Annotated in this window: 17 protein-coding genes; 11 read left to right on the forward strand and 6 right to left on the reverse strand. The window is 65.4% G+C overall.

Features of this window, described 5'->3' with window-relative positions:
• The first annotated feature begins 128 nt into the window (after nucleotides 1–128).
• Nucleotides 129–1319, forward strand: coding sequence for a benzoate/H(+) symporter BenE family transporter (locus CAG29_RS11505; RefSeq protein WP_085577586.1), 1191 nt, complete (start codon nucleotides 129–131; stop codon nucleotides 1317–1319).
• A gap of 57 nt (nucleotides 1320–1376) precedes the next feature.
• Here the strand turns inward: CAG29_RS11505 and CAG29_RS11510 are convergent, their stop codons facing one another.
• Nucleotides 1377–1718, reverse strand: coding sequence for a YggL family protein (locus CAG29_RS11510; protein WP_085577587.1), 342 nt, complete (start codon nucleotides 1716–1718; stop codon nucleotides 1377–1379).
• A 235-nt stretch (nucleotides 1719–1953) separates the two neighbouring features.
• On the opposite strand from CAG29_RS11510, the gene dacB reads away from it, so the two are divergent.
• Nucleotides 1954–3414, forward strand: coding sequence for a D-alanyl-D-alanine carboxypeptidase/D-alanyl-D-alanine-endopeptidase (gene dacB / locus CAG29_RS11515; RefSeq protein ID WP_085577588.1), 1461 nt, complete (start codon nucleotides 1954–1956; stop codon nucleotides 3412–3414).
• A gap of 176 nt (nucleotides 3415–3590) precedes the next feature.
• On the opposite strand, the gene CAG29_RS11520 is transcribed toward dacB, so the two are convergent.
• Both CAG29_RS11520 and rlmKL read right to left on the reverse strand, forming a co-directional pair.
• A complete protein-coding gene (locus CAG29_RS11520) occupies nucleotides 3591–5981 on the reverse strand; it encodes a diguanylate cyclase (RefSeq protein ID WP_085577589.1) in 2391 nt (796 codons plus the stop codon).
• Nucleotides 5982–6128: 147 nt separating this feature from the next.
• Nucleotides 6129–8393 carry a bifunctional 23S rRNA (guanine(2069)-N(7))-methyltransferase RlmK/23S rRNA (guanine(2445)-N(2))-methyltransferase RlmL gene (gene rlmKL / locus CAG29_RS11525; protein WP_085577590.1) on the reverse strand — a complete coding sequence of 755 codons (2265 nt, stop codon included), beginning with the start codon at nucleotides 8391–8393 and terminating at the stop codon, nucleotides 6129–6131.
• A 532-nt stretch (nucleotides 8394–8925) separates the two neighbouring features.
• Between rlmKL and rmf the strand changes: the two genes are divergently transcribed.
• Nucleotides 8926–9141, forward strand: coding sequence for a ribosome modulation factor (gene rmf, locus CAG29_RS11530; protein ID WP_003223300.1), 216 nt, complete (start codon nucleotides 8926–8928; stop codon nucleotides 9139–9141).
• Between the two features lie 235 nt (nucleotides 9142–9376).
• On the opposite strand, the gene CAG29_RS11535 is transcribed toward rmf, so the two are convergent.
• Entirely contained in the window at nucleotides 9377–10396 is a 1020-nt protein-coding gene (locus CAG29_RS11535) for a quinone-dependent dihydroorotate dehydrogenase (RefSeq protein WP_085694470.1), read from the reverse strand.
• Between the two features lie 236 nt (nucleotides 10397–10632).
• Between CAG29_RS11535 and CAG29_RS11540 the strand changes: the two genes are divergently transcribed.
• From CAG29_RS11540 to cobA, 8 genes are all read left to right on the forward strand, one after another.
• Nucleotides 10633–11844, forward strand: a complete 1212-nt coding sequence (locus tag CAG29_RS11540; protein ID WP_085694472.1) for a CmpA/NrtA family ABC transporter substrate-binding protein — start codon at nucleotides 10633–10635, stop codon at nucleotides 11842–11844.
• 15 nt (nucleotides 11845–11859) lie between these two features.
• Nucleotides 11860–12435 (forward strand): ANTAR domain-containing response regulator, encoded by a 576-nt coding sequence (locus tag CAG29_RS11545; protein WP_085577593.1) that lies wholly within the window; start codon nucleotides 11860–11862, stop codon nucleotides 12433–12435.
• A 265-nt stretch (nucleotides 12436–12700) separates the two neighbouring features.
• Nucleotides 12701–13912: a NarK/NasA family nitrate transporter gene (locus CAG29_RS11550; RefSeq protein ID WP_085694474.1), complete on the forward strand. Its 1212-nt coding sequence runs from the start codon at nucleotides 12701–12703 to the stop codon at nucleotides 13910–13912.
• Between the two features lie 7 nt (nucleotides 13913–13919).
• Nucleotides 13920–15590, forward strand: coding sequence for a bifunctional protein-serine/threonine kinase/phosphatase (locus tag CAG29_RS11555; RefSeq protein WP_085694476.1), 1671 nt, complete (start codon nucleotides 13920–13922; stop codon nucleotides 15588–15590).
• A 331-nt stretch (nucleotides 15591–15921) separates the two neighbouring features.
• The gene (nirB, locus tag CAG29_RS11560) at nucleotides 15922–18375 is read left to right on the forward strand and encodes a nitrite reductase large subunit NirB (protein ID WP_085577596.1); all 2454 of its coding nucleotides are present in this window, start codon (nucleotides 15922–15924) and stop codon (nucleotides 18373–18375) included.
• On the forward strand, nucleotides 18372–18689 hold the full coding sequence (gene nirD, locus CAG29_RS11565) for a nitrite reductase small subunit NirD (RefSeq protein WP_085577597.1): 318 nt from the start codon (nucleotides 18372–18374) through the stop codon (nucleotides 18687–18689). The genes nirB and nirD overlap by 4 nt, the downstream gene beginning before the upstream one ends.
• On the forward strand, nucleotides 18689–21403 hold the full coding sequence (locus CAG29_RS11570) for a nitrate reductase (protein ID WP_085694478.1): 2715 nt from the start codon (nucleotides 18689–18691) through the stop codon (nucleotides 21401–21403). Before nirD ends, CAG29_RS11570 begins: the two co-directional genes overlap by 1 nt.
• 13 nt (nucleotides 21404–21416) lie before the next feature.
• Nucleotides 21417–22181, forward strand: a complete 765-nt coding sequence (gene cobA, locus CAG29_RS11575) for a uroporphyrinogen-III C-methyltransferase (RefSeq protein WP_085694480.1) — start codon at nucleotides 21417–21419, stop codon at nucleotides 22179–22181.
• 75 nt (nucleotides 22182–22256) lie between these two features.
• On the opposite strand, the gene CAG29_RS11580 is transcribed toward cobA, so the two are convergent.
• Together CAG29_RS11580 and sigX are read right to left on the reverse strand one after the other, a co-directional pair.
• Nucleotides 22257–23291 carry an OmpA family protein gene (locus CAG29_RS11580; protein ID WP_085577600.1) on the reverse strand — a complete coding sequence of 345 codons (1035 nt, stop codon included), beginning with the start codon at nucleotides 23289–23291 and terminating at the stop codon, nucleotides 22257–22259.
• Between the two features lie 107 nt (nucleotides 23292–23398).
• Entirely contained in the window at nucleotides 23399–23989 is a 591-nt protein-coding gene (gene sigX / locus CAG29_RS11585; RefSeq protein ID WP_011333251.1) for an RNA polymerase sigma factor SigX, read from the reverse strand.
• Nucleotides 23990–24036: the final 47 nt, after the last annotated feature.

Here is a 24036-nt window from a genome sequence, read left to right on the forward strand (position 1 = left end):
ACGCTTCGTTACGTTTGAGTTTAGGCTTGTTCGCAGAATCCGCCGCCCGCCCCTGTCCCCGTCCCCTGTGGGCGCCAGCCTGCGGGCGATGGCGGGGCCTCTTCATCAGTACAAGGAACACCGCCGTCATGAACGACGCCACCCACGCCCGGCTGCGCCCGCTGGCCGACACCTCCCCTTCGGCCATCGTCGCCGGGTTCATCGCGATGATGACCGGCTACACCAGTTCGCTGGTGCTGATGTTCCAGGCCGGGCAAGCGGCGGGCCTGACCAGCGGGCAGATCTCCTCGTGGATCTGGGCGATTTCCATCGGCATGGCGGTGTGCTCCATCGGCCTGTCCCTGCGCTACCGCACACCGATCACCATCGCCTGGTCCACGCCGGGCGCGGCGCTGCTGATCACAAGCCTGGGCGGCGTCAGCTACGGCGAGGCCATCGGCGCCTACATCACCTGCGCCGCGCTGGTGACGGTCTGCGGCCTGACCGGCAGCTTCGAGCGGCTGGTGAAAAAGATCCCGGCATCGCTGGCGGCGGCGCTGCTGGCGGGGATCCTGTTCAAGATCGGCAGCGAAATCTTCGTCGCCGCGCAGCACCGCACCGGGCTGGTGCTGGGGATGTTCTTCACCTATCTGGCGGTCAAGCGCCTGTCGCCGCGCTATGCGGTGCTGGCCGCGCTGCTGGTGGGCACCGCGCTGTCGGGAGTCCTGGGCCTGCTCGATTTCAGCGGTTTCCGCCTGGAAGTGGCGACGCCGGTCTGGACCACCCCGCACTTCTCCCTCGCCGCCACCATCAGCATCGGCATCCCGCTGTTCGTGGTGGCCATGACCTCGCAGAACATGCCCGGCGTCGCCGTGCTGCGCGCCGACGGCTACAACGTGCCGGCCTCGCCGCTGATCACCGCCACCGGGGTGGCGTCGCTGCTGCTGGCGCCGTTCGGCTCCCACGGCATCAACCTGGCGGCCATCAGCGCAGCGATCTGCACCGGCCCCCACGCCCATGAAGACCGCAACAAGCGCTACACCGCCGCGGTGTGGTGCGGGGTGTTCTACGGCATCGCCGGGGTGTTCGGCGCCACGCTGGCGGCGCTGTTCGCCGCGCTGCCCAAGGAACTGGTGCTGTCGATCGCCGCGCTGGCGCTGTTCGGCTCGATCATCAACGGCCTGAGCATCGCCATGAGCGAGGTCAAGGAACGGGAAGCGGCGCTGATCACCTTCATGGTCACGGCATCGGGGCTGACGCTGTTTTCCATCGGTTCGGCCTTCTGGGGCATCGTCGCCGGTGTGCTGACCCTGCTGATCCTCAACGGCCGCAAGGCGTGAGCGCGAAAATCCGGGCATAAAAAAACGGCGACCCTCAGGTCGCCGTCTTTCATGGAATCAAGCCTGATTGATCGGCTTTTCCGGGTACCACACGTCCAGCAGCGGGCTGACTTCGACGCTGGTCAGTTCCGAGCGGGCCTTCAGCCAGGCTTCAACCTTGGCGCGCTGCTCTTCGCTGACCGAACCGCGCTTGATCGAGCAGATCAGACCGTAGTCGTCGCCGCCGACGTAGCCCAGACCGTTGGCTTCCATGCCTTCCTTGAGGAAAGCGTCGAGGAACGCATCAATGGCCTCTTCGGACAGGTCTTCTTTGAACTCCAGGTTCAGCTCGCATCCCAGCTCTTGAAATTCATCGACGCACAGTTTTTTGCGCAGACGCCGGGAACGGTTAGTCGCCATTGGAACAATCCTCTTGAGTAAATACGGGCGGCACTTTAGCAGTTTAAGGCGCCGATTGCCCGACTCTCTGGCGCGAGCACCCGGCCACCTGTAAAAAAAATCATGAAATGGCCCGCCTGCGAAAGGCACAAGCTGTTACACCTTGGGGCATAATGCCGACACTTTCATGACCATCGGGGGCCTTTTCATCCATGCCTCCTTCTTTTTTCCCCTCGGCTGTAGGGTTTTATTTCACATGATCAAATCGTTGCGTCCCCTGCTGTTGGCCAGCCTTCTCCTGCCCCTGGCCCTGCCCGTTTCCGCCGCCGCCATCAACACGTCCCTGACCCCCAACGTCGAAAAGGCCCTCAAGGCCAGCAAGCTGCCGCCCAGCGCGCTGTCGCTGGTGATGGTGCCGCTGGAAGGCCCCGGCACCCCGACCGTGTACAACGCCGACGTTTCGGTCAACCCGGCCTCGACCATGAAACTGGTGACCACCTACGCGGCCCTGGAAATGCTCGGCCCCAACCACCAGTGGAAAACCGAGTTCTACACCGACGGCGACCTGAGCGGCGGCATCCTCAACGGCAACCTCTACCTCAAGGGCGGCGGCGATCCGAAGCTGAACATGGAGAAGCTCTGGCTGCTGATGCGCGACCTGCGCGCCAACGGCGTGACCCAGATCACCGGCGACCTGGTGCTGGACCGCAACTTCTTCGTCCAGCCGCAGTTACCGGAATTCAACGACGACGGCAACGACGAGAACAAACCGTTCCTGGTCAAGCCGGACGCCCTGCTGGTCAACCTCAAGGCCCTGCGCTTCGTGGCCCGCAATGACGACGGCCGGGTGCTGGTGTCCGTGGAGCCGCCGATCGCCAGCATCCGCATCGACAACCAGGTCAAGGCGCTCAATTCCAAGCAATGCACCGGCGGCGTGCGCTACAACCCGGTGCCTCAGGCCGACGGCAGCGTGACCGTGACCGTCGGCGGCCAGTTGGGCGAAGGCTGCAGCTCGCAGACCTACCTGTCGCTGCTCGACCACGCCACCTACACCGCCGGCGCCGTGCGGGCGATCTGGAAGGAACTGGGCGGCAGCATCCAGGGCAAGGACCGCCAGGGCGCGACGCCGGGCAACGCCAAGGTGCTGGCCCGTGCCTTCTCGCCGGACCTGGCGGAAGTCATCCGCGACATCAACAAGTACAGCAACAACACCATGGCCCAGCAGCTGTTCCTGAGCCTGGGCCAGCGCTTTCGCAACGAGGCTGACGGCGACGACGCCAAGGCGGCCCAGCGCGTGGTGCGCCAGTGGCTGGCGAAGAAAGGCATCACCGCGCCTCACCTGGTGATGGAGAACGGCTCCGGCCTGTCCCGCGCCGAGCGCGTCAGCGCCCGCGAGATGGCCAGCATGCTGCAGGCCGCGTGGCACAGCCCGTATGCCGCCGAGTACATCAGCTCGATGCCGATCGTCGGCACCGACGGCACCATGCGCAAGCGCCTGAAGAACACCGCGATGCGCGGCGAGGCCCACATCAAGACCGGCACCCTGAACACCGTGCGGGCGATCGCCGGCTTCAGCCGCGACAACAACGGCAACACCTGGGCGGTGGTGGCGATCCTCAACGACAAAGCCCCGTTCGGCGCCTCGTCGGTGCTCGACCAGGTGCTGCTGGACCTGTACCGCCAGCCGAAGGCGCCGCAGACCGCGTCGGTTCTTTAAGCGTTTTCTCTGTGGGGGCGCCTGCCGGGCGGCGCCTTGGCTGACGCCATCGCCAGCGGGCTGGCTCCCACCGGGACATCGGCGACGCCAGAACCCGTGGTCGCCGCACAGCCGTGTGCCAGCGGTGGACGGGTGACGCCATCGCGAGCAGGCTCGCGCCTACCAGGGATCGGTGCTCAGTTCGTCTGCCGCTCCACCCGGTCGCGGCCGCCCTGCTTCGCCGCATACACCCCGGAGTCTGCCCGCAGCAGCAAGGCGTCGGCGCCCTCTCCCGGACGCCAGCTGGCGATGCCGAAACTGGCGGTCACCGTGCCGACCACGTCCACCGGCGCACTGCGCAGGCCCTGCCACAGCTCCACCGCCAGCATGTAGGCGTGGTCGCCGTCGATGTCCGGGCACAGCACCATGAACTCCTCGCCGCCCAGACGGCAGAACACGTCGGTGCGCCGCAGGCGATGGCCGATGCGCTCGCACACGGCCTGCAGGACCCTGTCGCCCACCGCATGCCCGTACTGGTCGTTGATCCGCTTGAAATGGTCGATGTCGAGCATGATCACCGACAGCTCCCCGCCGCCCCGCTCGACCCGGGCCATCTCAGTGGTCAGCCGCTCCTGGAAGTAGCGCCGGTTGTGGATGCCGGTCAGGGCGTCGGTCACCGACAGGGCGCGCAGTTCCTCTTCTACCCGCTTGAGGTCGGAAATGTCGGAAATGTAGCCGTGCCACAGCACCCCGCCGCCCGGCAGCTCTTCCGGGGTCGCTTCGCCGCGCACCCAGCGCAGGCCGCGCTCGGGCAATTGCACGCGGTATTCCTCGCGCCACGGGCTGAGGTTGTCGGCCGAGGCGCGGATCGATGAGCGCACGCGCGTGGTGTCCTGGGGGTGGATGCGGGTGAAGATCGCCTCGGCGTTGAGCAGCAGCACGTCCGGCTCCAGTTCGTAGATCTCGCGGATCCCGTCGCTGGCGTAGATCACGCTGAAGCGGCCGTCGAACTCCATCTTGAACTGATAGATGCCGCCGGGAACGTGGGCGCTGAGCTTCTTGAGCAGCACGTCCCGCGCCGCCAGGGCTTCGTGCACGCGCTTGCGTTCGGTGATGTCGATGCAGATCGCCAGATGCCCGACCCACAGCCCCTGCTCGTCGAGCACCGGCGTGGCCAGCATGTTCACCGGGATGTGGCTGCCGTCCTTGCGCACCAGCGTCCACTCCCGGGCCTCGTGGCCGCCGACCTCGCCGCCCTCCACCAGCATCGCCTGGCAGGCCGGGATGGTCTTGCCGTAGCGGGCGCTCAACTCCGCGGCCCGTGCGCTCAGTTCCCGGGGAAAGTGCAGGTTCTCCAGGGTCATGTGGCCGATGACTTCGCTGCTGCGGTAGCCGAGCATCTGTTCGGCGCCGGGGTTGAAGGTGTTGATTACCCCGCGCAGGTCGGTGGCGATGATCGCCACCTGGGTCGCCGCGTTGAGCACGCCGCGCAACTGGCCGTGGGTGCCGCGCAGTTCCCGCTCGCTGGCGTGCAGTTCCTGAGTCCGCTGCTCAACCATGCGCAGGGCGCGCTGACGCTGGCTGACCAGCACGTACAGCAAGGCGCTCAACAGCACGCTGAGCAAAATCCCCAGGACGATCTGGCTGCTCACCGAGGAATGGTTGGCCTGCATGAAGGCGGCGCTGGGCTGGATGTCCACCTGGTAGTCGTGGTCGGCCAAGCGCAGCAACTGGGTGGACGACAGATCGCTGTCCCCCGGTTTGTTGGAGGATTCGTACAGCACCTCATGTTGGTCGTCGGTGGACAGGTCGAGGATGCGCACCGTCAGGAAGTCATGGTCTTCGGCCGGCAAGCCGTCCGCCAGCAACTGGCGCATGCTGATCACCGCCATCACGTACCCCTGCGGCTGGCGATCCGCCGCCCCCGCGCGGATGACCGGCGCCAGCAGCAGCACGCCCCGGGCATAGGCCGGCTCGATGCCCACCAGGTGCAGCGGCTGCGACACCGCCATGCGCCCGCTGCGGTCGGCGCGCTCCAGGGTGGTGCGGCGCAGCGGCTGGGCCAGCAGGTCGTAGCCCAGCGGCGTGGGCAGGCGGCTTTGGGTCTGCGTGTAGAGCACCGGCACATAGACGTCGCGATCCCCGGCCACCTGCAATTGACCGTCGGCGTTAAGCTCACGGAACGTGAACGTCGGCAGGCCCTCGTCGCGCACCGCTTGCTCCAGCGCCGGACGTTGCGCACGGCTCACCCGGGGCGCGTAGGAATAGGCTTGGGTGCGCAGCAGAAGCGGCTTGGCATAGCCGTCGAATTCGGCGCGGGACACGGAATCGGAATTGGTGAAGAACCGGCGCAGGCCGTCCAGACGCTGCTCCTGGTCCTGAAAGCGTTCTTCGATGCGGCTGTAGCGTTCGCTGGCCAGCAACTGAAAGCGCTGGCGCAACTGGTTGTGGAACTGATTGACGGTGGCCCAGGCCAGCAACCCCGTGAGAATCGCACCGGCGAGCAGAACCAGCAGCGCGACCAGCCAGGCCGAGACTTCTTCGCTGATGAAACCCAGGATCTTTGGGCGCACGGGGTGCAACGACATAGAGGCCACTCACTACGCCAGTGTTTCCTTGGAAACCCTCATTGGCCGTGAGTTGAGTTATAGCTATTAGCCACTAATTTGGCTAGCACTGATCGGATCCAGGAGCCTTTAAAAATCAAGGCTCTGTGGATCCAATCAGGCCGGGCGTCAACGGGCCGTGATTTTCCAGGCGCGGTGGATTTTGCCGTTACGGGCGAAATCCGGATCGATGGTGCTGGCGGTGATCTCCTCGACCGCATACCGCTCGGCCAGGTTGTCCTCCAGCTGGAACTTGCGGAAGTTGTTGGAGAAGTACAGCACGCCCCCCGGCGCCAGGCGGGCCATGGCCAGGTCGATCAGTTGCACCTGGTCGCGCTGCACGTCGAACACCCCTTCCATGCGCTTGGAGTTGGAGAAGGTCGGCGGATCGATGAAGATCAGGTCGTATTCGTCACGGCTGTTCTCCAGCCACGCCATCACGTCGCCCTGTTCCAGGCGGTTCTTGTCGGAGAACCCGTTGAGCGACAGGTTGCGCCGCGCCCAGTCGAGATAGGTCTTGGACAGGTCGACGCTGGTGGTGCTGCGCGCCCCGCCCTTGGCCGCGTGCACGCTGGCGGTCGCGGTGTAGCAGAACAGGTTGAGGAACCGCTTGCCGGCGGCCTCCTTCTGGATGCGCATGCGGATCGGACGGTGGTCGAGGAACAGCCCGGTGTCGAGGTAGTCGGTGAGGTTGACCAGCAGCTTCACGCCGCCCTCGGTCACTTCATTGAACTTGCCCTGGGCGCTCTGGCGTTCGTACTGCTTGGTGCCGCTCTGACGCTCGCGGCGCTTGACCACCACGCGGCTCTTGTCGATGTTCAGCGCCTGGGGAATCGCCGCCAGGGCGTCGAACATGCGCACCGAGGCCTTTTCCGGATCGACCGATTTCGGCGCGGCGTATTCCTGGACGTGCACCCAGTCCTGGTACAGGTCGATGGCCATGGCGTATTCCGGCATGTCCGCATCGTAGACCCGGTAGCAATCGATGCCCTCGCGCTTGACCCACTTGCCCAGCGCCTTGAGGTTCTTCTGCAGGCGGTTGGCGAACATCTGCCCGCCTTCGCTCAGGCGCGGCTGCTCGACCGCCGGGGCCGGCGCCGGCTTGATCGGGTTGCCGTTCTTGTTGAACTGGCGTTCCTGCGGCGCGTCCGGCAGTTGGTCGTAGGCCGCCTGCTCGCGCTCGGCCTGGCGCTGCTCCGGGGTGCGGCGCTCGCCGGTGACGAACTGGTCAGGGCGCACCTTGATCAGCAGCAGCTTGCACGGCAGCGCACCGTTCCAGAAGGAATATTGCTTGTGGCTGCGGATGCCCATGCGCTTGCCCAGGTCCGGCGCGCCGGTGAACACCGCCGCCTCCCAGTTCAGGCAGGCTTGGCGCAGGCGTTCGCCGAGATTCTGGTAGAGGTACAGCAGGCTGGCTTCGTCGCCCAGACGCTCACCGTACGGCGGGTTGCAGATCACCAGGCCTTTCTGGTTCTGATCCGGGCGCGGCTCGAAGGTCGCCACTTCGCCCTGGTAGATCTTGATCCACTCGCTCAGGCCGGCGCGCTCGACGTTGTTGCGGCCCGGCTGGATCAGCCGCGGATCGGCCTCGTAGCCGCGGATCCACAGCGGCGGCTTGGCCAGGCCGGCGGCGGCGCGTTCCTGGGCTTCGTCATGGAGCTTGCGCCACAGCGCCGGCACATGGCCCAGCCAGTGGGTGAAGCCCCAGTGCTCGCGGCGCAGGTTGGGCGCCATGTCGGCGGCGATCATCCCCGCTTCGACCAGGAACGTGCCGACGCCGCACATCGGGTCGGCCAGCGCGCCGCCCTCGGCGGCGATGCGCGGCCAGCCGGCGCGGATCAGCACCGCGGCCGCCAGGTTTTCCTTGAGCGGCGCCGCGCCCTGCTGCAGACGGTAGCCGCGCTGGTGCAGGCTGTGGCCGGAAAGGTCGAGGGACAGGATCGCTTCGCCGCGGTCCAGGCGCAGGTGGATGCGCAGGTCCGGGTTCAGCTTGTCGATGGAAGGACGGTCGCCCTGCGGCGTGCGCAGCTTGTCGACGATGGCGTCCTTGACTTTCAGGGCGCCGAAATGGGTGTTGTCGATGCCCGAGCCGTGGCCGCTGAACTCGACGGCCAGGGTGCCGTCGCTGAGCATGTGATCCTGCCAGTCGATGTCGTGCACGCCGTCGTACAGGTCGTCGGCGTTCTTCATCGAAAAGCGTTTGAGCACCAGCAGCACGCGGTTGGCCAGGCGCGACCAGAGGCACAGGCGGTAGGCGGTTTCCATGGTGGCCATGCCACGCACCGCGGAGGTGTGTTCGCGGGCCTCTTCAAGGCCAAGCCCGACGGCTTCCTCGATGAGCAGGCCTTCAAGGCCTTTTGGGCAGGTGAGGAAGAGTTCGAAACGATCGGACATGGTATTTCCAGAGCCTTTGGCTGTGTGGGCCGGCAACGCATCGCCGACCCGGTTTTCAATCAGGCGCTTTTCTGCAAGAGCGCCCGCGTGGCACGAAGGTGTGCCGTTCCATCCCCCGCTGCTCGGGTCAAAAGAGCTTAGATGCCGGGACAGATAAAAAAGTTGATGCAACAAAATGACTCAAAGCAACCCTTCGTCGAATAGTACCTGACTGCAAGCGTGGGTCATTCTCACTAATGGATTAACCCCATCATCCGACGCAGCGCCGATCATACCGGGGTTTAGCCAATAAACATTGGAAAAATACGCTGTTACTTATCGCCATAGCACGCTTTTCGTTACGTCCTTATGACAAAACGGTCATTCCCTCGATGTGACTCATTGGTTAGAACTGACTCCAGGTTGACGTCGCAACGGCGTCAACACCTTGGCTCGCCACGCCGGCAGCGAGCCGCCAACGGCAGAGTTTTTCTGCCTGACCCCGATGGGGGTCGACGCGACACAAACAGTCAACAAGTGAGGGAAACACCCTATGAGAAGACTTAAGCGTGATCCGTTGGAAAGAGCATTTTTGCGCGGATATCAATATGGCGTTGGTGGCAAATCCCGTGAGCTTTGCCCATTTACTCTACCGTCGGTACGCCAAGCCTGGATCAACGGCTGGCGGGAAGGACGCGGCGACAACTGGGACGGTATGACCGGCACTGCGGGAATCCACAGACTCAACGAACTTCACGCCGTCGGCTGACACAGGGCACTTATTCCGACACGACAATCTGAATTCGCAACGATTTAACCACGCACGTCCTTCCCGGACGGCGGGCTACGGCCCAGGGGCTCCTTCGAGGAGCCCTTTTTTATGCCTGACCGTATCCCGGCAGCGCTCCCGCCGATGCCATCGCCAGCAGGCTGGCTCCTACAGAATCCGGCGGTCGCCAAAAATCCCTGTGGGAGCCAGCCCGCCGGCGATGGCGTCCTAGGCTTCAGCGCAGGGCGGCGATCGCGTCCACGGACTCGCGGATCAGCGCCGGGCCCTTGTAGATGAAGCCGGAATAGATCTGCACCAGGCTCGCGCCCGCAGTAATCTTCTCCGCCGCGTGCTTGCCTTCGGTGATGCCGCCGGCCGCGATGATCGGCAGACGGCCGCCCAGCTCGGCAGCCAGCACCTTGACGGTGTGGGTGCTCTTGTCGCGAACCGGGGCGCCGGAGAGGCCGCCCGCCTCGTCGCCGTGCTCCATGCCTTCGACGCCCGCGCGGCTCAGGGTGGTGTTGGTGGCGATCACCGCGTCCATCCCGGTCTCGATCAGCGCCTGCGCCACCTGGGCGGTTTCCTCATCGCTCATGTCCGGCGCGATCTTGATCGCCAGCGGCACATGCTTGCCGTGCTGCAGGGCCAGTTCGGCGCGGCGCGTCGCCAGATCCGCCAGCAATTGCTTGAGCGAATCGCCGAACTGCAGGCTGCGCAGGCCCGGGGTGTTCGGCGAACTGACGTTGACCGTGACGTAACTGGCGTGGGCGTAGACCTTGTCCAGGCAGATCAGGTAGTCGTCCACCGCGCGCTCGACCGGGGTGTCGAAGTTCTTGCCGATGTTGATCCCCAGCACGCCCTTGTACTTGGCCGCCGCGACCCGCGCCAGCAGGTTGTCCACGCCGAGGTTGTTGAAGCCCATGCGGTTGATGATCGCCTCGGCCTCCGGCAGGCGGAACAGCCGGGGCTTGGGGTTGCCCGGCTGCGCGCGCGGGGTGACGGTGCCGATCTCGACGAAGCCGAAGCCCAGCTGCGAGAAACCGTCGATGGCCGCGCCGTTCTTGTCCAGGCCGGCCGCCAGGCCCACCGGGTTGGGGAAGTCCAGGCCCATGACATTCACCGGCACCTGCGCCGGGGCCTTGCACAGCAAGCCGTTGAGGCCCAAACGCCCGCCCGCGCCGATCAGGTCCAGCGACAGATCGTGGGAGGTTTCCGGGGAGAGTTTGAACAACAGCTGACGGGCCAGGGTGTACATGGTCGGCGATGACTCGGGCGGCGAAAAGAGGCGGCGATTATAGCCGGGCATCCGCCTGGCGCGCGAGGCGCACGCGCAAATCGGCCCGCGCTGGCATATGCCTTGCACCCACCATTCCATCCGCCCACGAGCCAACGTCGGCCGGCGGGCAAAGACAAGGGCGTCGTCACCCGGCATTGCACGGACAAGGCCGGGGGACGACGTTTTTTTTGAAGCCGCTTTGGCAGGTGCTTGCGATGAATGAACCCTCCGCCGGGCCCTTGGCCTGGGTCAACGGCAGCGACGCTCCGGAAAAGAACGCGATCGACCTCGGCTTCATGGCCCTGAGCGACTGCGCCTCGGTGGTGGTCGCCGCCACCCAGGGCTTCGCCCAGCCCTATGGCCTGACCCTGAACCTCAAGCGCCAGAGCTCCTGGGCCAACCTGCGCGACAGGCTGGTCAGCGGCGAACTGGACGCCGCCCATAGCCTGTACGGCCTGATCTATGCCGTGCACCTGGGCATCGGCGGCGTGGCGCCCACCGACATGGCGGTACTGATGGGCCTGAACCAGAACGGCCAGAGCCTGAACCTGTCCCACGGTCTGCAACGCCTGGGGGTGACCGCTCCTGAAGCGCTGGCGGCCCATGTGCACCAATCCCGGGCAAAACTGACCTTCGCCCAGACCTTCCCCACCGGCACCCACGCCCTGTGGCTCTATTACTGGCTGGCGAGCCAGGGCATTCACCCGTTGCGGGACGTCGACAGCGTGGTGGTGCCGCCGCCGCAGATGGTCGCCCACCTGCAGGCCGGGCGCATCGACGGCTTCTGTGCCGGCGAGCCTTGGGCCGCCGCAGCCGTGCAGCAGGACCTCGGCTTCACGATGGCGACCACCCAGGCCCTGTGGCCCGATCACCCCGAGAAAGTGCTGGGCTGCACCCAAGCGTTCGTCGAGCAATACCCCAACACCGCCCGGGCCCTGGTGATGGCCGTGTTGGAAGCCAGCCGCTTCATCGAGGCCAGTACGGAAAACCGGCGCAGCACCGCGCAACTCCTGAGCGCGCCGCCCTACCTGGACGCGCCGGCCTCGTGCATCGAGCCGCGCTTCCTCGGCGACTACGCCGACGGCCTCGGCCACCGCTGGCAGGATCCGCATGCATTGAGTTTCCACCGCGAAGGCGCCGTCAACCTGCCGTACCTCTCCGACGGCATGTGGTTCATGACCCAGTTCCGTCGCTGGGGTCTGCTGCGCGACGACCCGGACTACCTCGGCGTCGCCCGCCAGGTGCAGCAACTGGCGCTGTACCGCGACGCCGCCGCTGCCGTGGGCGTACCGGCAGGCTTCGCCGACATGCGCAGCAGCCAACTGATCGACGGCAAGGTCTGGGACGGCAGCGACCCGGCCGGCTATGCCCGCAGCTTCCGGCTGCACGCCCTCTGCGACAGCGCGCCGTCGCTGGCCCGCCGCTGACAGGAGACCGCGAACATGCTGCGCATTCTGCTGATCAACGACACCGCAAAAAAAGTCGGACGCCTGAAGGCCGCGCTGACCGAAGCCGGCTTCGACGTCATCGACGAATCCGGCCTGACCATCGACCTGCCCGCACGCGTCGAAACGGTGCGCCCCGACGTGATCCTGATCGATACCGAGTCACCGGGCCGCGATGTGATGGAGCAAGTGGTGCTGGTCACCCGCGACCGGCCCCGGCCGATCGTGATGTTCACCGACGAGCACGACCCCGGCGTGATGCGCCAGGCAATCAAGTCCGGGGTCAGTGCCTACATCGTCGAAGGCATTCACGCACAGCGCCTGCAGCCGATTCTCGATGTGGCCATGGCCCGCTTCGAAAGCGACCAGGCCCTGCGCGCCCAATTGCTGGCCCGCGACCAACAGTTGGCCGAGCGCAAGCGCATCGAACTGGCCAAAGGACTGCTGATGAAAATGAAGGACTGCAACGAGGAAGACGCCTACACCCTGATGCGCCGCCAGGCCATGAGCCGCCAGCAGAAACTGATCCAGGTGGCGGAGCAGATCATTGCCATGAGCGAGCTGCTGGGCTGAAACCACCCTGCAAGCCGCTACGGGTTGCCTGCGGTTGGCACAAATCTGGCTAAGCACTCCTCACAGGTAACCAACGGCGGTTGCCCCACCCTACGACAAAGACGTCGCTCATCTGCCTCGCCCCTGCGGCGATCCGGATAGCGGCGTCTTTGCGTTTTGGCCCCACTGACCGGGGCCGGTGGTGCGGCCGTGGCGGCGCGCCACCGGCTGGCATGACCCCTTCTCGGGACGACGGCTCCCGAGCCATTCACAGCTGAGGTGCGCGATGAATTCAAGCTTCTGGAAATCCGGCCATGCCCCGACCCTGTTCGCGGCCTTCCTCTATTTCGACCTGAGCTTCATGGTCTGGTACCTGCTCGGCCCGCTGGCGGTGCAGATCGCCGCCGACCTGCACCTGACCACTCAGCAGCGCGGCCTCATGGTGGCGACGCCGATCCTGGCCGGCGCGGTGCTGCGCTTTCTGATGGGCATGCTCGCCGACCGGTTGTCGCCCAAGACCGCCGGGCTGATCGGCCAGGTGATCGTGATCGGCGCATTGTTCGGTGCCTGGAAACTGGGCATCCACAGCTACGAACAGGCGTTGCTGCTGGGCCTGTTCCTCGGCATGGCCGGCGCCTCCTTCGCCGTGGCCCTGCCGCTGGCCTCGCAGTGGTATCCGCCGCAGCACCAGGGCAAGGCGATGGGCATCGCCGGGGCCGGCAACTCCGGCACGGTGTTCGCCGCGCTGATCGCCCCGGTGCTGGCCGCCTCGTTCGGCTGGAACAACGTGTTCGGCTTCGCCCTGATCCCGCTGCTGCTGACGCTCGCGGTGTTCGCCTGGCTGGCGAAGAACGCGCCGGAACGCCCGAAGGCCAAGGCCATGGCCGACTACTTCAAGGCGCTGGGCGATCGCGACAGCTGGTGGTTCATGTTTTTCTACAGCGTCACCTTCGGCGGCTTCATCGGCCTGGCCAGCGCCCTGCCCGGCTACTTCAACGATCAATACGGCCTGAACCCGGTGACCGCCGGCTACTACACCGCCGCCTGCGTGTTCGGCGGCAGCCTGATGCGGCCCTTGGGCGGTGCGCTGGCCGACCGCTTCGGCGGCATCCGCACCTTGCTGGCGATGTACACCGTGGCAGCGATCTGCATCGCGTTGGTCGGCTTCAACCTGCCGAACTCCTACGCGGCGCTGGCGCTGTTCGTCTGCACCATGCTGGGCCTGGGCGCGGGCAACGGCGCGGTGTTCCAACTGGTGCCGCAGCGCTTTCGCCGGGAGATCGGTGTGATGACCGGGCTGATCGGCATGGCCGGCGGCATCGGCGGCTTCGCCCTGGCGGCGGGCATGGGCGCCATCAAGCAGAGCACCGGCAGTTATCAACTGGCGCTGTGGCTGTTCGCGAGCCTGGGCGTACTGGCCTGGTTCGGCCTGCACGGCGTCAAGCGCCGCTGGAGAACCACATGGGGTTCGGCCGCCGTGACCGCCGCGCGGGTCTGAGCCGACCATGGCGCTGCAACTGAGTTTCGCCGAAGCCACCGCCACCGGCCCGCGCCCGGAGAACCAGGACGCCTTGCGCCTGGTCACCCCGGCCCCGGCGCTGGCGGCGAGCAAAGGCTTTCTGTTCGCCATCGCCGACGGCGTCAGCCAGTGCGCCGACGGCGGCCTGGCCGCCCGTTCGACCTTGCAGGCGTTGGCGCTGGACTACTACGCCACCCCGGAGACCTGGAGCGCGGCCCAGGCCCTGGACCGCCTGCTGCTGGCGCAGAACCGCTGGCTGCAGGCCAACGGCGGCGGTCAGCCGCTGCTCACCACCGTCAGCGCGCTGGTCATGCGCGGCCAGCGTTTCACCCTCGCCCACGTCGGCGATTGCCGGGTGTACCGCTGGCACGCCGACACCTTGCAACGGGTCACCGAGGATCACGTCTGGGAGCAACCGGGCATGCAGCACGTGCTCAAGCGCGCCCTGGGCCTGGATCAGCATCTGGTGCTGGATTTTCTCGACGGCGAACTGCGTGCCGGCGAGTGCTTCGTGCTGCTCAGCGACGGCGTGTGGTCCACGCTAGGCGACACGGCGATTGCGGCGACATTGCGCGACCAGCCGGACCTGGCCGTGGCCGCCCGCACGCTGGTCGCCGCCGCCCACCTGGCCGGCAGCCAGGACAACGCCAGCGCCTTGCTGGTGCGGGTGGACGCACTGGGCGAAGCGAATATCGGCGATGCGCTGATCCATCTGCAGCAGTGGCCGCTGCCGCCGCCGCTGAAACCCGGACAGGCCTTCGAAGGCTGGCAGGTGCAAGGCCTCATCGGCCACAGCCAGCAATCGATGCTGTACCGCGTGCTCGACCCGCAGGGTCAGGCCTGGCTGCTCAAGACCCTGCCGACACACTTGACGGACGATTCCCACGCAGGCCAAGCCCTGCTGTCCGAGGAATGGTTCCTGAAACGGGTCGCCGGGCGGCACTTTCCCGAAGTCCATGCGGCAACCCAGCGTCAGCATCTGTACTACGTGATGCGCGAATACGCCGGGACGACCCTAGCCCGGCTGTTCGAACAGCACGGCCCGTTGCCGCTGGCGCAATGGCGCGAGTTGGCCGAACGCCTGCTGCGCGCGGTGGGCCTGCTGCACCGCCGGCAGATCCTGCACCGCGACATCAAGCCGGAGAACCTGCTGCTGGGTGACGACGGCGAGCTGCGTCTGCTGGATTTCGGCCTTGCCCACTGCCCGGGGCTGTCGCGGGAAAGCACCGACACGCTGCCGGGCACGCCCAGCTACATCGCCCCCGAGGCCTTTCGCGGAGAAGCGCCCGCACCGTCGCAAGATCTCTATGCGGTGGGCGTGACCCTGTACTTTCTGCTCACCGGGCATTACCCCTTCGGCGAGGTCGAAGCGTTCCAGCGCCCGCGCTTCGGGGTGCCGGTCAGCGCCGCCCGCTACCGGCCGGACGTGCCGGAATGGCTGGCGCAGTGCCTTGCGCGCGGGGTGGAGGCCGATCCCGCGCAACGCTACGAGACCGCCGAAGAATGGTTGCTGGTGCTGGAGCACGGCGAACGCCGCAGCCTGAGCGTCCGGCCCCGGCCTTTGCTGGAGCGGGAACCGCTGAAGGTCTGGCGGACGTTGGCGCTGGTGGGGTTGCTGGGCAACCTGGCGCTGCTGTTCCTGTTGTTCCATGGCTGACACCGGGGCGCTTCTTTCGCGGACGTGCGCCCCATTTGCGGGCAACCCGCTTCGATTCAGTGCGAAACCACGGGCCTCCCGCCACCCCGATCACGGCCCACCCCTTGAAAACCGCCGGATGCAGCCAGTTGGCACAACCGCTGCATTACCGTTTGCAACACACATAAAGCGCAGCCTTCAACGACGAAGGCCGCGCTTCCCGAGCGAACGGGATCAGGACAAAGGCGTCCTCGTCAGGCCACTGACGGGACGCCTTTTTTGTTTGCGCCACATTTGCCGAGCACGGCCCGACTGCCCACAAGAGGCAAGCCCCACGCTCCCGGAGAACCTGATGAAAAAACTCAAACTGGTGATGATCGGCAATGGCATGGCCGGGGTCCGCACCCTGGAGGAACTGCTCAAGCTGAGCGACGAGCTCTACGACATCACGGTCTTCGGCGCCGAACCGCACACCAACTACAACCGCATCCTGTTGTCGCCGGTGCTGGCCGGCGAGCAGACCTTCGAAGAGATCGTGCTGAACGACCTGGACTGGTACCTGGAAAACGGCATCCAACTGCTCCTCAACCGCAAGGTGGTGGAAATCGACCGGGTCAAGCGCCGGGTGATCGCCGAAGACGGCACCGAAGCCGAATACGACCGCCTGCTGATCGCCACCGGCTCCACGCCGTTCATCCTGCCGATCCCCGGCAACACCTTGCAGGGCGTGATCGGCTACCGCGACATCGCCGACACCCAGGCGATGATCGACACTGCCAAGACCCACAAGCACGCCGTGGTCATCGGCGGCGGCCTGCTGGGGCTGGAGGCCGCCAACGGCCTGATGCTGCGCGGCATGCACGTCACCGTGGTGCACCTGGGCGAGTGGCTGCTGGAACGGCAACTGGACAAGACCAGCGGCCAGCTCCTGCAGACCGCCCTGGAGGCTCGCGGCCTGCACTTTCGCCTATGCGAGCAGACCCAGGCCCTGCACGACGCCGGCAACGGCCGGGTCGGCTCCGTGCAGTTCAAGAACGGCGACATCATCCCCGCCGACCTGGTGGTGATGGCCGCCGGCATCCGCCCCAACACCGAACTGGCGGAAAAGGCCGGCATCCCGTGCAACCGCGGCATCCTGGTCAACGACACCCTGCAGACCTACGACCCGCGCATCTATGCCATCGGCGAGTGCGCCAGCCACCGAGGCATCGCCTACGGCCTGGTCGCGCCGCTGTTCGAACAGGCCAAGGTGTGCGCCAACCACCTGGCGCAACTGGGTTTTGCCCGCTATCAGGGTTCGGTCACGTCCACCAAACTGAAGGTCACCGGCATCGACCTGTTTTCCGCCGGCGACTTCATGGGCGGCGAAGGCACCGAGACCATCACCCTCTCCGACCCGATCGGCGGGGTGTACAAGAAACTGGTGATCAAGGATGACGTGCTGGTCGGGGCCTGTCTGTACGGCGATACGGCAGATGGCGGTTGGTATTTCCGGCAGATTCGTGAGAACCATGCCATCGGCGAGATCCGCGACCACCTGATGTTCGGCGAAAACGCCCTCGGCGACGTAGGACACCAAGGCCAGGACAAAGCCATGAGCATGGCCGACAACGCCGAAGTCTGCGGCTGCAACGGCGTGTGCAAAGGCACCATCGTCAAGGCGATCCAGGAGCACGGGCTGTTCAGCGTCGATGAGGTGAAGAAGCACACCAAGGCCGCCAGTTCCTGTGGCTCCTGCGCCGGCCTAGTGGAGCAGATCCTGATCAACACCGTCGGCGGCGCGGCGGACGTCAAGCCGAAAAGCGAAAAGGCCATCTGCGGCTGCAGCGACCTCAACCACGGCCAGATCCGCCAGGCCATCCGCCAGGAGCACCTGCTGACCATCGCCGGCACCATGAGCTACCTCAACTGGCGCACCCCCAACGGCTGCGCCACCTGCCGCCCGGCCCTCAACTATTACCTGATCTCCACCTGGCCCGGCGAAGCCAAGGACGATCCGCAGTCGCGCCTGATCAACGAGCGGGCCCACGCCAACATCCAGAAGGACGGCACCTACTCGGTGGTGCCGCGGATGTGGGGCGGCGTGACCAACCCGTCGGAACTGCGCCGGATCGCCGACGTGGCCGACAAGTACAACGTGCCGATGGTCAAGGTCACCGGCGGCCAGCGCATCGACCTGCTGGGGATCAGGAAACAGGATCTGCCGGGGGTGTGGAAAGACCTCGACATGCCGTCCGGCCACGCCTACGGCAAGTCCATCCGCACCGTGAAGACCTGCGTCGGCAGCGAGTTCTGCCGCTTCGGCACCCAGAACTCGACGCAACTGGGCATCGACCTCGAACACGACCTGTTCAACATGTGGTCGCCGCACAAGGTGAAGCTGGCGGTCTCCGGCTGCCCGCGCAACTGTTCGGAAGCGGGGATCAAGGACGTCGGCATCATCGGCGTCGATTCCGGCTGGGAGATGTACATCGGCGGCAACGGCGGGATCAAGACCGAAGTCGCCGAGTTCTTCGTCAAGCTCAAGACCGCCGAGGAAGTGCGCGAATACAACGGCGCGTTCCTGCAGCTGTACCGGGAAGAGGCCTTCTACCTCGAACGCACCGTGCATTACCTGCAACGGGTCGGCATGGAGCACATCAAGAAGGCCGTGCTGGAGGATCCGGAACGCCGCAGGGCGTTGAACGAGCGCCTGCAGTTCTCCCTGTCGTTCGAACAGGATCCGTGGAAGGAACGCCTGGCGCAGCCGCAGCTGAAGAAAGAATTCGACGTGATCCCCGTGAAAAACCTGGAGGTGCCGGCATGAACTGGCTCGATATCTGTGCCCTGGAAGAGATCAACGCCCTCGGTTCGCGGATCATCGCCGGGCCCAAAGGCGACATCGCGATCTTCCGCACCAGCGACGATGACGTGTTCGCCCTCGACGACCGCTGCCCGCACAAGGGCGGGCCGCTGTCCCAAGGGTTGATCTACGGCAAGCGCGTGGCCTGCCCGCTGCACAACTGGCAGATCGACCTTGAGTCCGGCGAGGCCCTGGCCCCGGACGTCGGTTGCGCCCACCACCATCCGGCCCGGGTCGAGAACGGTCGGGTGCTGCTGGCCCTGCGGGACGCCGTCTGATGGACCGCCAGACGACCGCCTCGACCTGCTGCTACTGCGGGGTCGGCTGCGGCGTGCTGATCGAGCATGACGGCGAGCGGATCCTCGGCGTCAGCGGCGATCCGGCGCATCCGGCCAACTTCGGCAAGCTGTGCAGCAAGGGCTCGACCCTGCACCTGACCGGCGACCTCGCGGCACGGGCGCTGCACCCGGAACTGCGCCTGGGCAAAGGCCTGGCGCGCAGCCGCTGCGACTGGGACACCGCGCTGGAACACGCCGCCAACGTGTTCGCCGACACCGTCGCCGAACACGGCCCCGACAGCGTGGCGTTCTACATCTCCGGGCAATTGCTCACCGAGGACTACTACGCCTTCAACAAACTGGCGCGAGCGCTGGTCGGCACCAACAACATCGACAGCAACTCGCGGCTGTGCATGTCGTCGGCGGTGGTGGGCTACAAGCGCAGCCTCGGCGCCGACGCGCCGCCGTGCAGCTATGAGGATCTGGAGCTGAGCGATTGCGTGATGATCGTCGGCAGCAACATGGCCTACGCCCACCCGGTGCTGTTTCGTCGCCTGGAAGACGCCAAATCCCGCCGCCCGCAGATGAAAGTCATCGTCATCGACCCCCGGCGCACCGACACCTGCGACCTGGCGGACCTGCATCTGGCGATCCTGCCGGGCACCGACGTCGCCTTGTTCCATGGGATTTTGCACCTGCTGGTGTGGGAAGACTGGATCGACCGGGACTTCATCCAGGCCCACACCGACGGCCTCGCCGAACTGAAAAGCCTGGTGCGCGACTACACCCCGGCGATGGTGTCGCAACTGTGCGGCATCAGCGTCGAGCAATTGCAGCAATGTGCTCAATGGATCGGCACGTCGCCCAGCTTCCTGTCGCTGTGGTGCATGGGTCTGAACCAATCCACCGCCGGCAGCGCCAAGAACAGCGCATTGATCAACCTGCACCTGGCCACCGGGCAGATCGGCCGTCCCGGTGCAGGCCCTTTCTCCCTGACCGGTCAGCCGAATGCCATGGGCGGGCGGGAAACCGGCAGCCTGTCCAACCTGCTGCCCGGCCACCGGGACGCGGCCAATGCGCAACACCGCGCCCAGGTCGCCGAATACTGGGGGGTGGAGCGCCTGCCGGACGCCCCCGGCCTGAGCGCCGTCGAACTGTTCGAGCAGGTGCGCAGCGGCAAGATCAAGGCGCTGTGGATCGCCTGCACCAACCCCGCACAGTCGATGCCCGACCAGAAAGCTGTCCGGACGGCGCTGGAGGCGTGTCCGTTCGTGGTGTTGCAGGAAGCCTTTCGCACCACGGAAACCGCCGCCTTTGCCGACTTGCTGCTGCCGGCGGCCAGTTGGGGTGAGAAGGAAGGCTCGGTGACCAACTCCGAGCGGCGGATTTCCCACGTGCGCAAAGCCATTTCCGCACCCGGCGAAGCGCGCCCGGACTGGGCGATCACCGTGGATTTCGCACAACGCCTGGAGAAACGTCTGCGCCCTCGGCAACCGAGCCTGTTTGCCTTCGAGCAGCCGGCCCAGTTGTTCGACGAATACAAACAACTGACCCGTGGCCGCGACCTGGATCTGTCCGGCATCAGCCACGCGCTGATCGACCGGATCGGCCCGCAGCAATGGCCCTTCCCCGCCGACGCCCGCCAGGGCACACCCCGGCTGTACGAAGACGGCATTTTTCCTACCGCCAGCGGCCGGGCGCAGTTCGTGGCCGATCCGTACCGCGCCGCCAAGGAACAGCGCGACGCACGCTTCCCCCTGACCCTGATCACCGGGCGCCTGCGTGACCAATGGCACGGCATGAGCCGCACCGGCACCGCTGCGCAGCTGTTCGGCCATGTCGGCGAGGCCGTTCTGAGCCTGCACCCGGACGAACTGCGTCGGCACCGCCTGCAACCGGGGAGCCTGGTCAACCTGAAAAGCCGCCGGGGTGCGGTGATCGTCGCCGTCGAGAGCGACGACAGCGTGCGGCCCGGCCAGGCCTTTCTGCCGATGCACTGGGGCGACCGTTTCCTCAAGGGCGGCGTTAACAGCCTGACCCTGCCCGCCTTCGATCCCCTGTCCAAGCAGCCGGAACTCAAGCACAGCGGCGTACGCCTGGAACCGGTGGAACTGCCGTGGCAACTGTTCGCACTCATCGAAGGCGATGTACAGCGACATTTCGATGCGCTGCGCTCCCTTTGTGAGGCATTTTCCTACGCAAGTTTCAGCTTGATCGGACGCGAACGTCCGGCATTGCTGATCCGTGCCGCCAGTTCCGGCGCACCGGATCCACGCTTGCTGCGTGAAATCGACGTGTGCCTGGCCCTGATCGAGGGCCCCGTGCTGGCCTATGACGACCCGCGCCGCGCCATCGGCAAACGGGTGCGCATCGAACACGGCCGGATCACCGCGATCCGCCTGGCCGGCGAGACGCTCGCTCAGCATTGGCTAAAGGGGCTGTGGTTGGAGGGCCGCACGGACGAACAGCTGCGCCGTTGGCTGCTGGCGCCGATGAGCGCGCCGCCGGGCAGCGCCCCGGCGCACGCCACGCAAGACAAGACCCTGTGCAACTGCAAGAACGTCAGCCACAGCGCGGTCTGCGCCGGCATCGATCAAGGGCTGGATCTGCCGGGGTTGAAAAAAGAGCTGGGCTGCGGCACGCAATGCGGCTCCTGCGTCCCTGAAATCAAGCGCCTGCTGGCTTCCCGCAGCCAGCCGGTCGCGGTCATCTGATGAGGAAAACACCATGAACGCAAAAGTCTGGCTGGTGGGTGCCGGCCCCGGCGACCCGGAACTGCTGACCCTCAAGGCCGTCCGCGCCCTGCGTGAAGCGGCCGTTGTGCTGATCGACGACCTGGTCAATCCGGCGGTGCTGGAGCATTGCCCCGCCGCGCGGGTCATCGCCGTGGGCAAGCGCGGCGGTTGCCGTTCCACGCCCCAGGCCTTCATCCACCGGCTGATGCTGCGCTACGCCCGCCAAGGCAAATGCACGGTGCGGCTCAAGGGCGGCGATCCGTGCATATTCGGGCGCGGCGGCGAGGAGGCGCAGTGGCTGCGTGAGCGCGGCGTCGAGGTGGAACTGGTCAATGGCATCACCGCCGGGCTGGCCGGGGCGACGCGCTGCGACATACCGCTGACGCTGCGCGGCGTGGCGCGGGGCGTGACGTTGGTCACGGCGCACACCCAGGACGACAGCCGACTGAACTGGCAGGCTCTGGCGCAGGGCGGGACGACCCTGGTGATCTACATGGGGGTGGCCAAACTCGGCGAGATTCGGGAACAGCTGCTGGCAGGCGGCATGGCGGCGGATACACCGGTGGCCATGATCGAGAACGCCTCCTTGGCGCAGCAGCGGGAATGCTGCAGCGATCTGGCGGCCATGGAGGAAGCGGCCCGGGCGTTCGGGCTGAAAAGCCCTGCGATCCTGGTGATTGGCGCGGTGGCCGGCCATTCGGCCCAACTCGTGTGGGAGCGCGGTTCGCCGGCAGCGGCGGCGCATCAGTCAGCCTGAGGCGCCCCGCCTCAGCAAATCGCAGGCAAAGAAAAGCCCGGCCTGAGCCGGGCTTTTCTCAAAGCGGCGAGCTAATTACTTAGCTTGGGCTTCAACCTGAGCTTCTACGCGACGGTTAACGGCGCGGCCAGCTTCGGTTTTGTTGTCAGCCACTGGGCGGGATTCGCCGTAGCCAACGGACTGAACGCGGTTAGCGCCAACGCCGTACTGGTTAACCAGAACTTGCTTAACGGCGTTTGCACGACGCTCGGACAGTTTTTGGTTGTAAGCGTCTGGACCTACGGAGTCAGTGTGACCTTCAACGGTGGTGGTGGTCGAAGGGTACTGCTTCATGAAGTCAGCCAGGTTCTTGATGTCGCCGTAGCTGTTTGGCTTAACAACCGACTTGTCGAAGTCGAACTTCACGTCCAGCTCAACACGTACGACTTCAGCAACTGCTGGGCAGCCATCAGCGTCAACGGTTACGTTGGCTGGGGTGTCCGGGCACTTGTCGACGTTGTCGCAAACGCCGTCGTTGTCGCTGTCGGAGCAGACTTCAGCAGGAGCTGGAACCGGAGCGGCTGCTGGCTTGGAGCCGCCACCGAAGTTCACGCCGATACCGATGCTTGGAGCCCACTCGGTGTCGCCTTTGTCGATGTTGTACTGAGCTTCAACGCCGGCACGGGCGTAGAAGTTGTCAGTGAAGTACAGCTTGGCGCCGCCGCCAACGTTGGCGAAGGTGGAGCGGTCACGACCGCCGGTGCCGTTCTGACCGATGCTCTGGTCGGAGAAGCCAGCCGATACGTACGGACGCAGCATGTCGCCCGGGTTGTTGAAGTGGTACAGAGCGTCCAGGGCGGTGTTTGCGCCCTTGATGTTACGACCGTCGTCGGAACGCACGTTGTGCACTTCGTCGTAGGCCAGACGCAGCTCAACGTCGTCGGTCAGGAAGTAACCAACGGAACCGCCGAACAGGTTGCCGTTGTTCTTGTAGTCACGAGCGCTGTCGAATTGCTCTTTCTTTGCGAAGCCTTCGATTTCAACTGCGCCTTGGCCTTGTGCCAGAGCGCCGAACGAAGTGGCGGCAATCAAAGAACCAATGGCCAAGCCCAAGGTGTTTTTCAGTTTCATCCGTTAAATCCCCATCTGGTGATTGTGAAGCAGTCCCGCAAACCGGGGGACAACTCGGCGGCAAGTCTATCAGAACTTGCCTACACGTAAGAGATATTTGCGCCGAACTAAGTTTCAGCAATGCCTGCAAATTTCTCACGCAATTTATCAAGAGCGCGCTTGTACCGCATTTTGGTCGCGCTCAGGCCCATGTGCATGATGTCTGCGATCTCCTGAAACTCCAGCTCTGCGACAAATCGTAGCACCAGGATTTCACGGTCGATCGGGTTCACATACACCAGCCAGCGATCCAGTCCACCCTTCTCCTCGGGTTTCGGCGCCTTCTCTTCCGACGCTTCTTCGAGGGGGTCAAGACTCAGTGCGTCCATCAAGCGACGCTTTCGCCGTTCCTTGCGATACTGCGTGATGCATTCGTTGTAGGTGATGCTGTATAGCCATGTCTTGAACTTCGACTTGCCCTCGAAATTCTTCAGGCCGTACAGCACCTTGAGCATCACTTCCTGACAGACATCGTCTGCGTCGCGATCGTTCCCGAGATACCGCGCACAAACGTTAAATAATGTCCGCTGGTAACGCCGCATCAGTTCTTCATACGCGCGCGTCACGTGAAACAGCTCGGTGTGCGAGCGCGCGACCAACTCCTCGTCAGAGAGCTCGCGGGGGTCGTAGCGCGTGGATAGCGTTTGGGCTTTATTCAAAACAGGTCGGGCCGACAGTCAGGTCAATGTCCACCGCCGCCAGCGAC

This window comes from Pseudomonas sp. B7(2017) (assembly GCF_002112745.1).
Taxonomy (GTDB): domain Bacteria; phylum Pseudomonadota; class Gammaproteobacteria; order Pseudomonadales; family Pseudomonadaceae; genus Aquipseudomonas; species Aquipseudomonas ekonensis.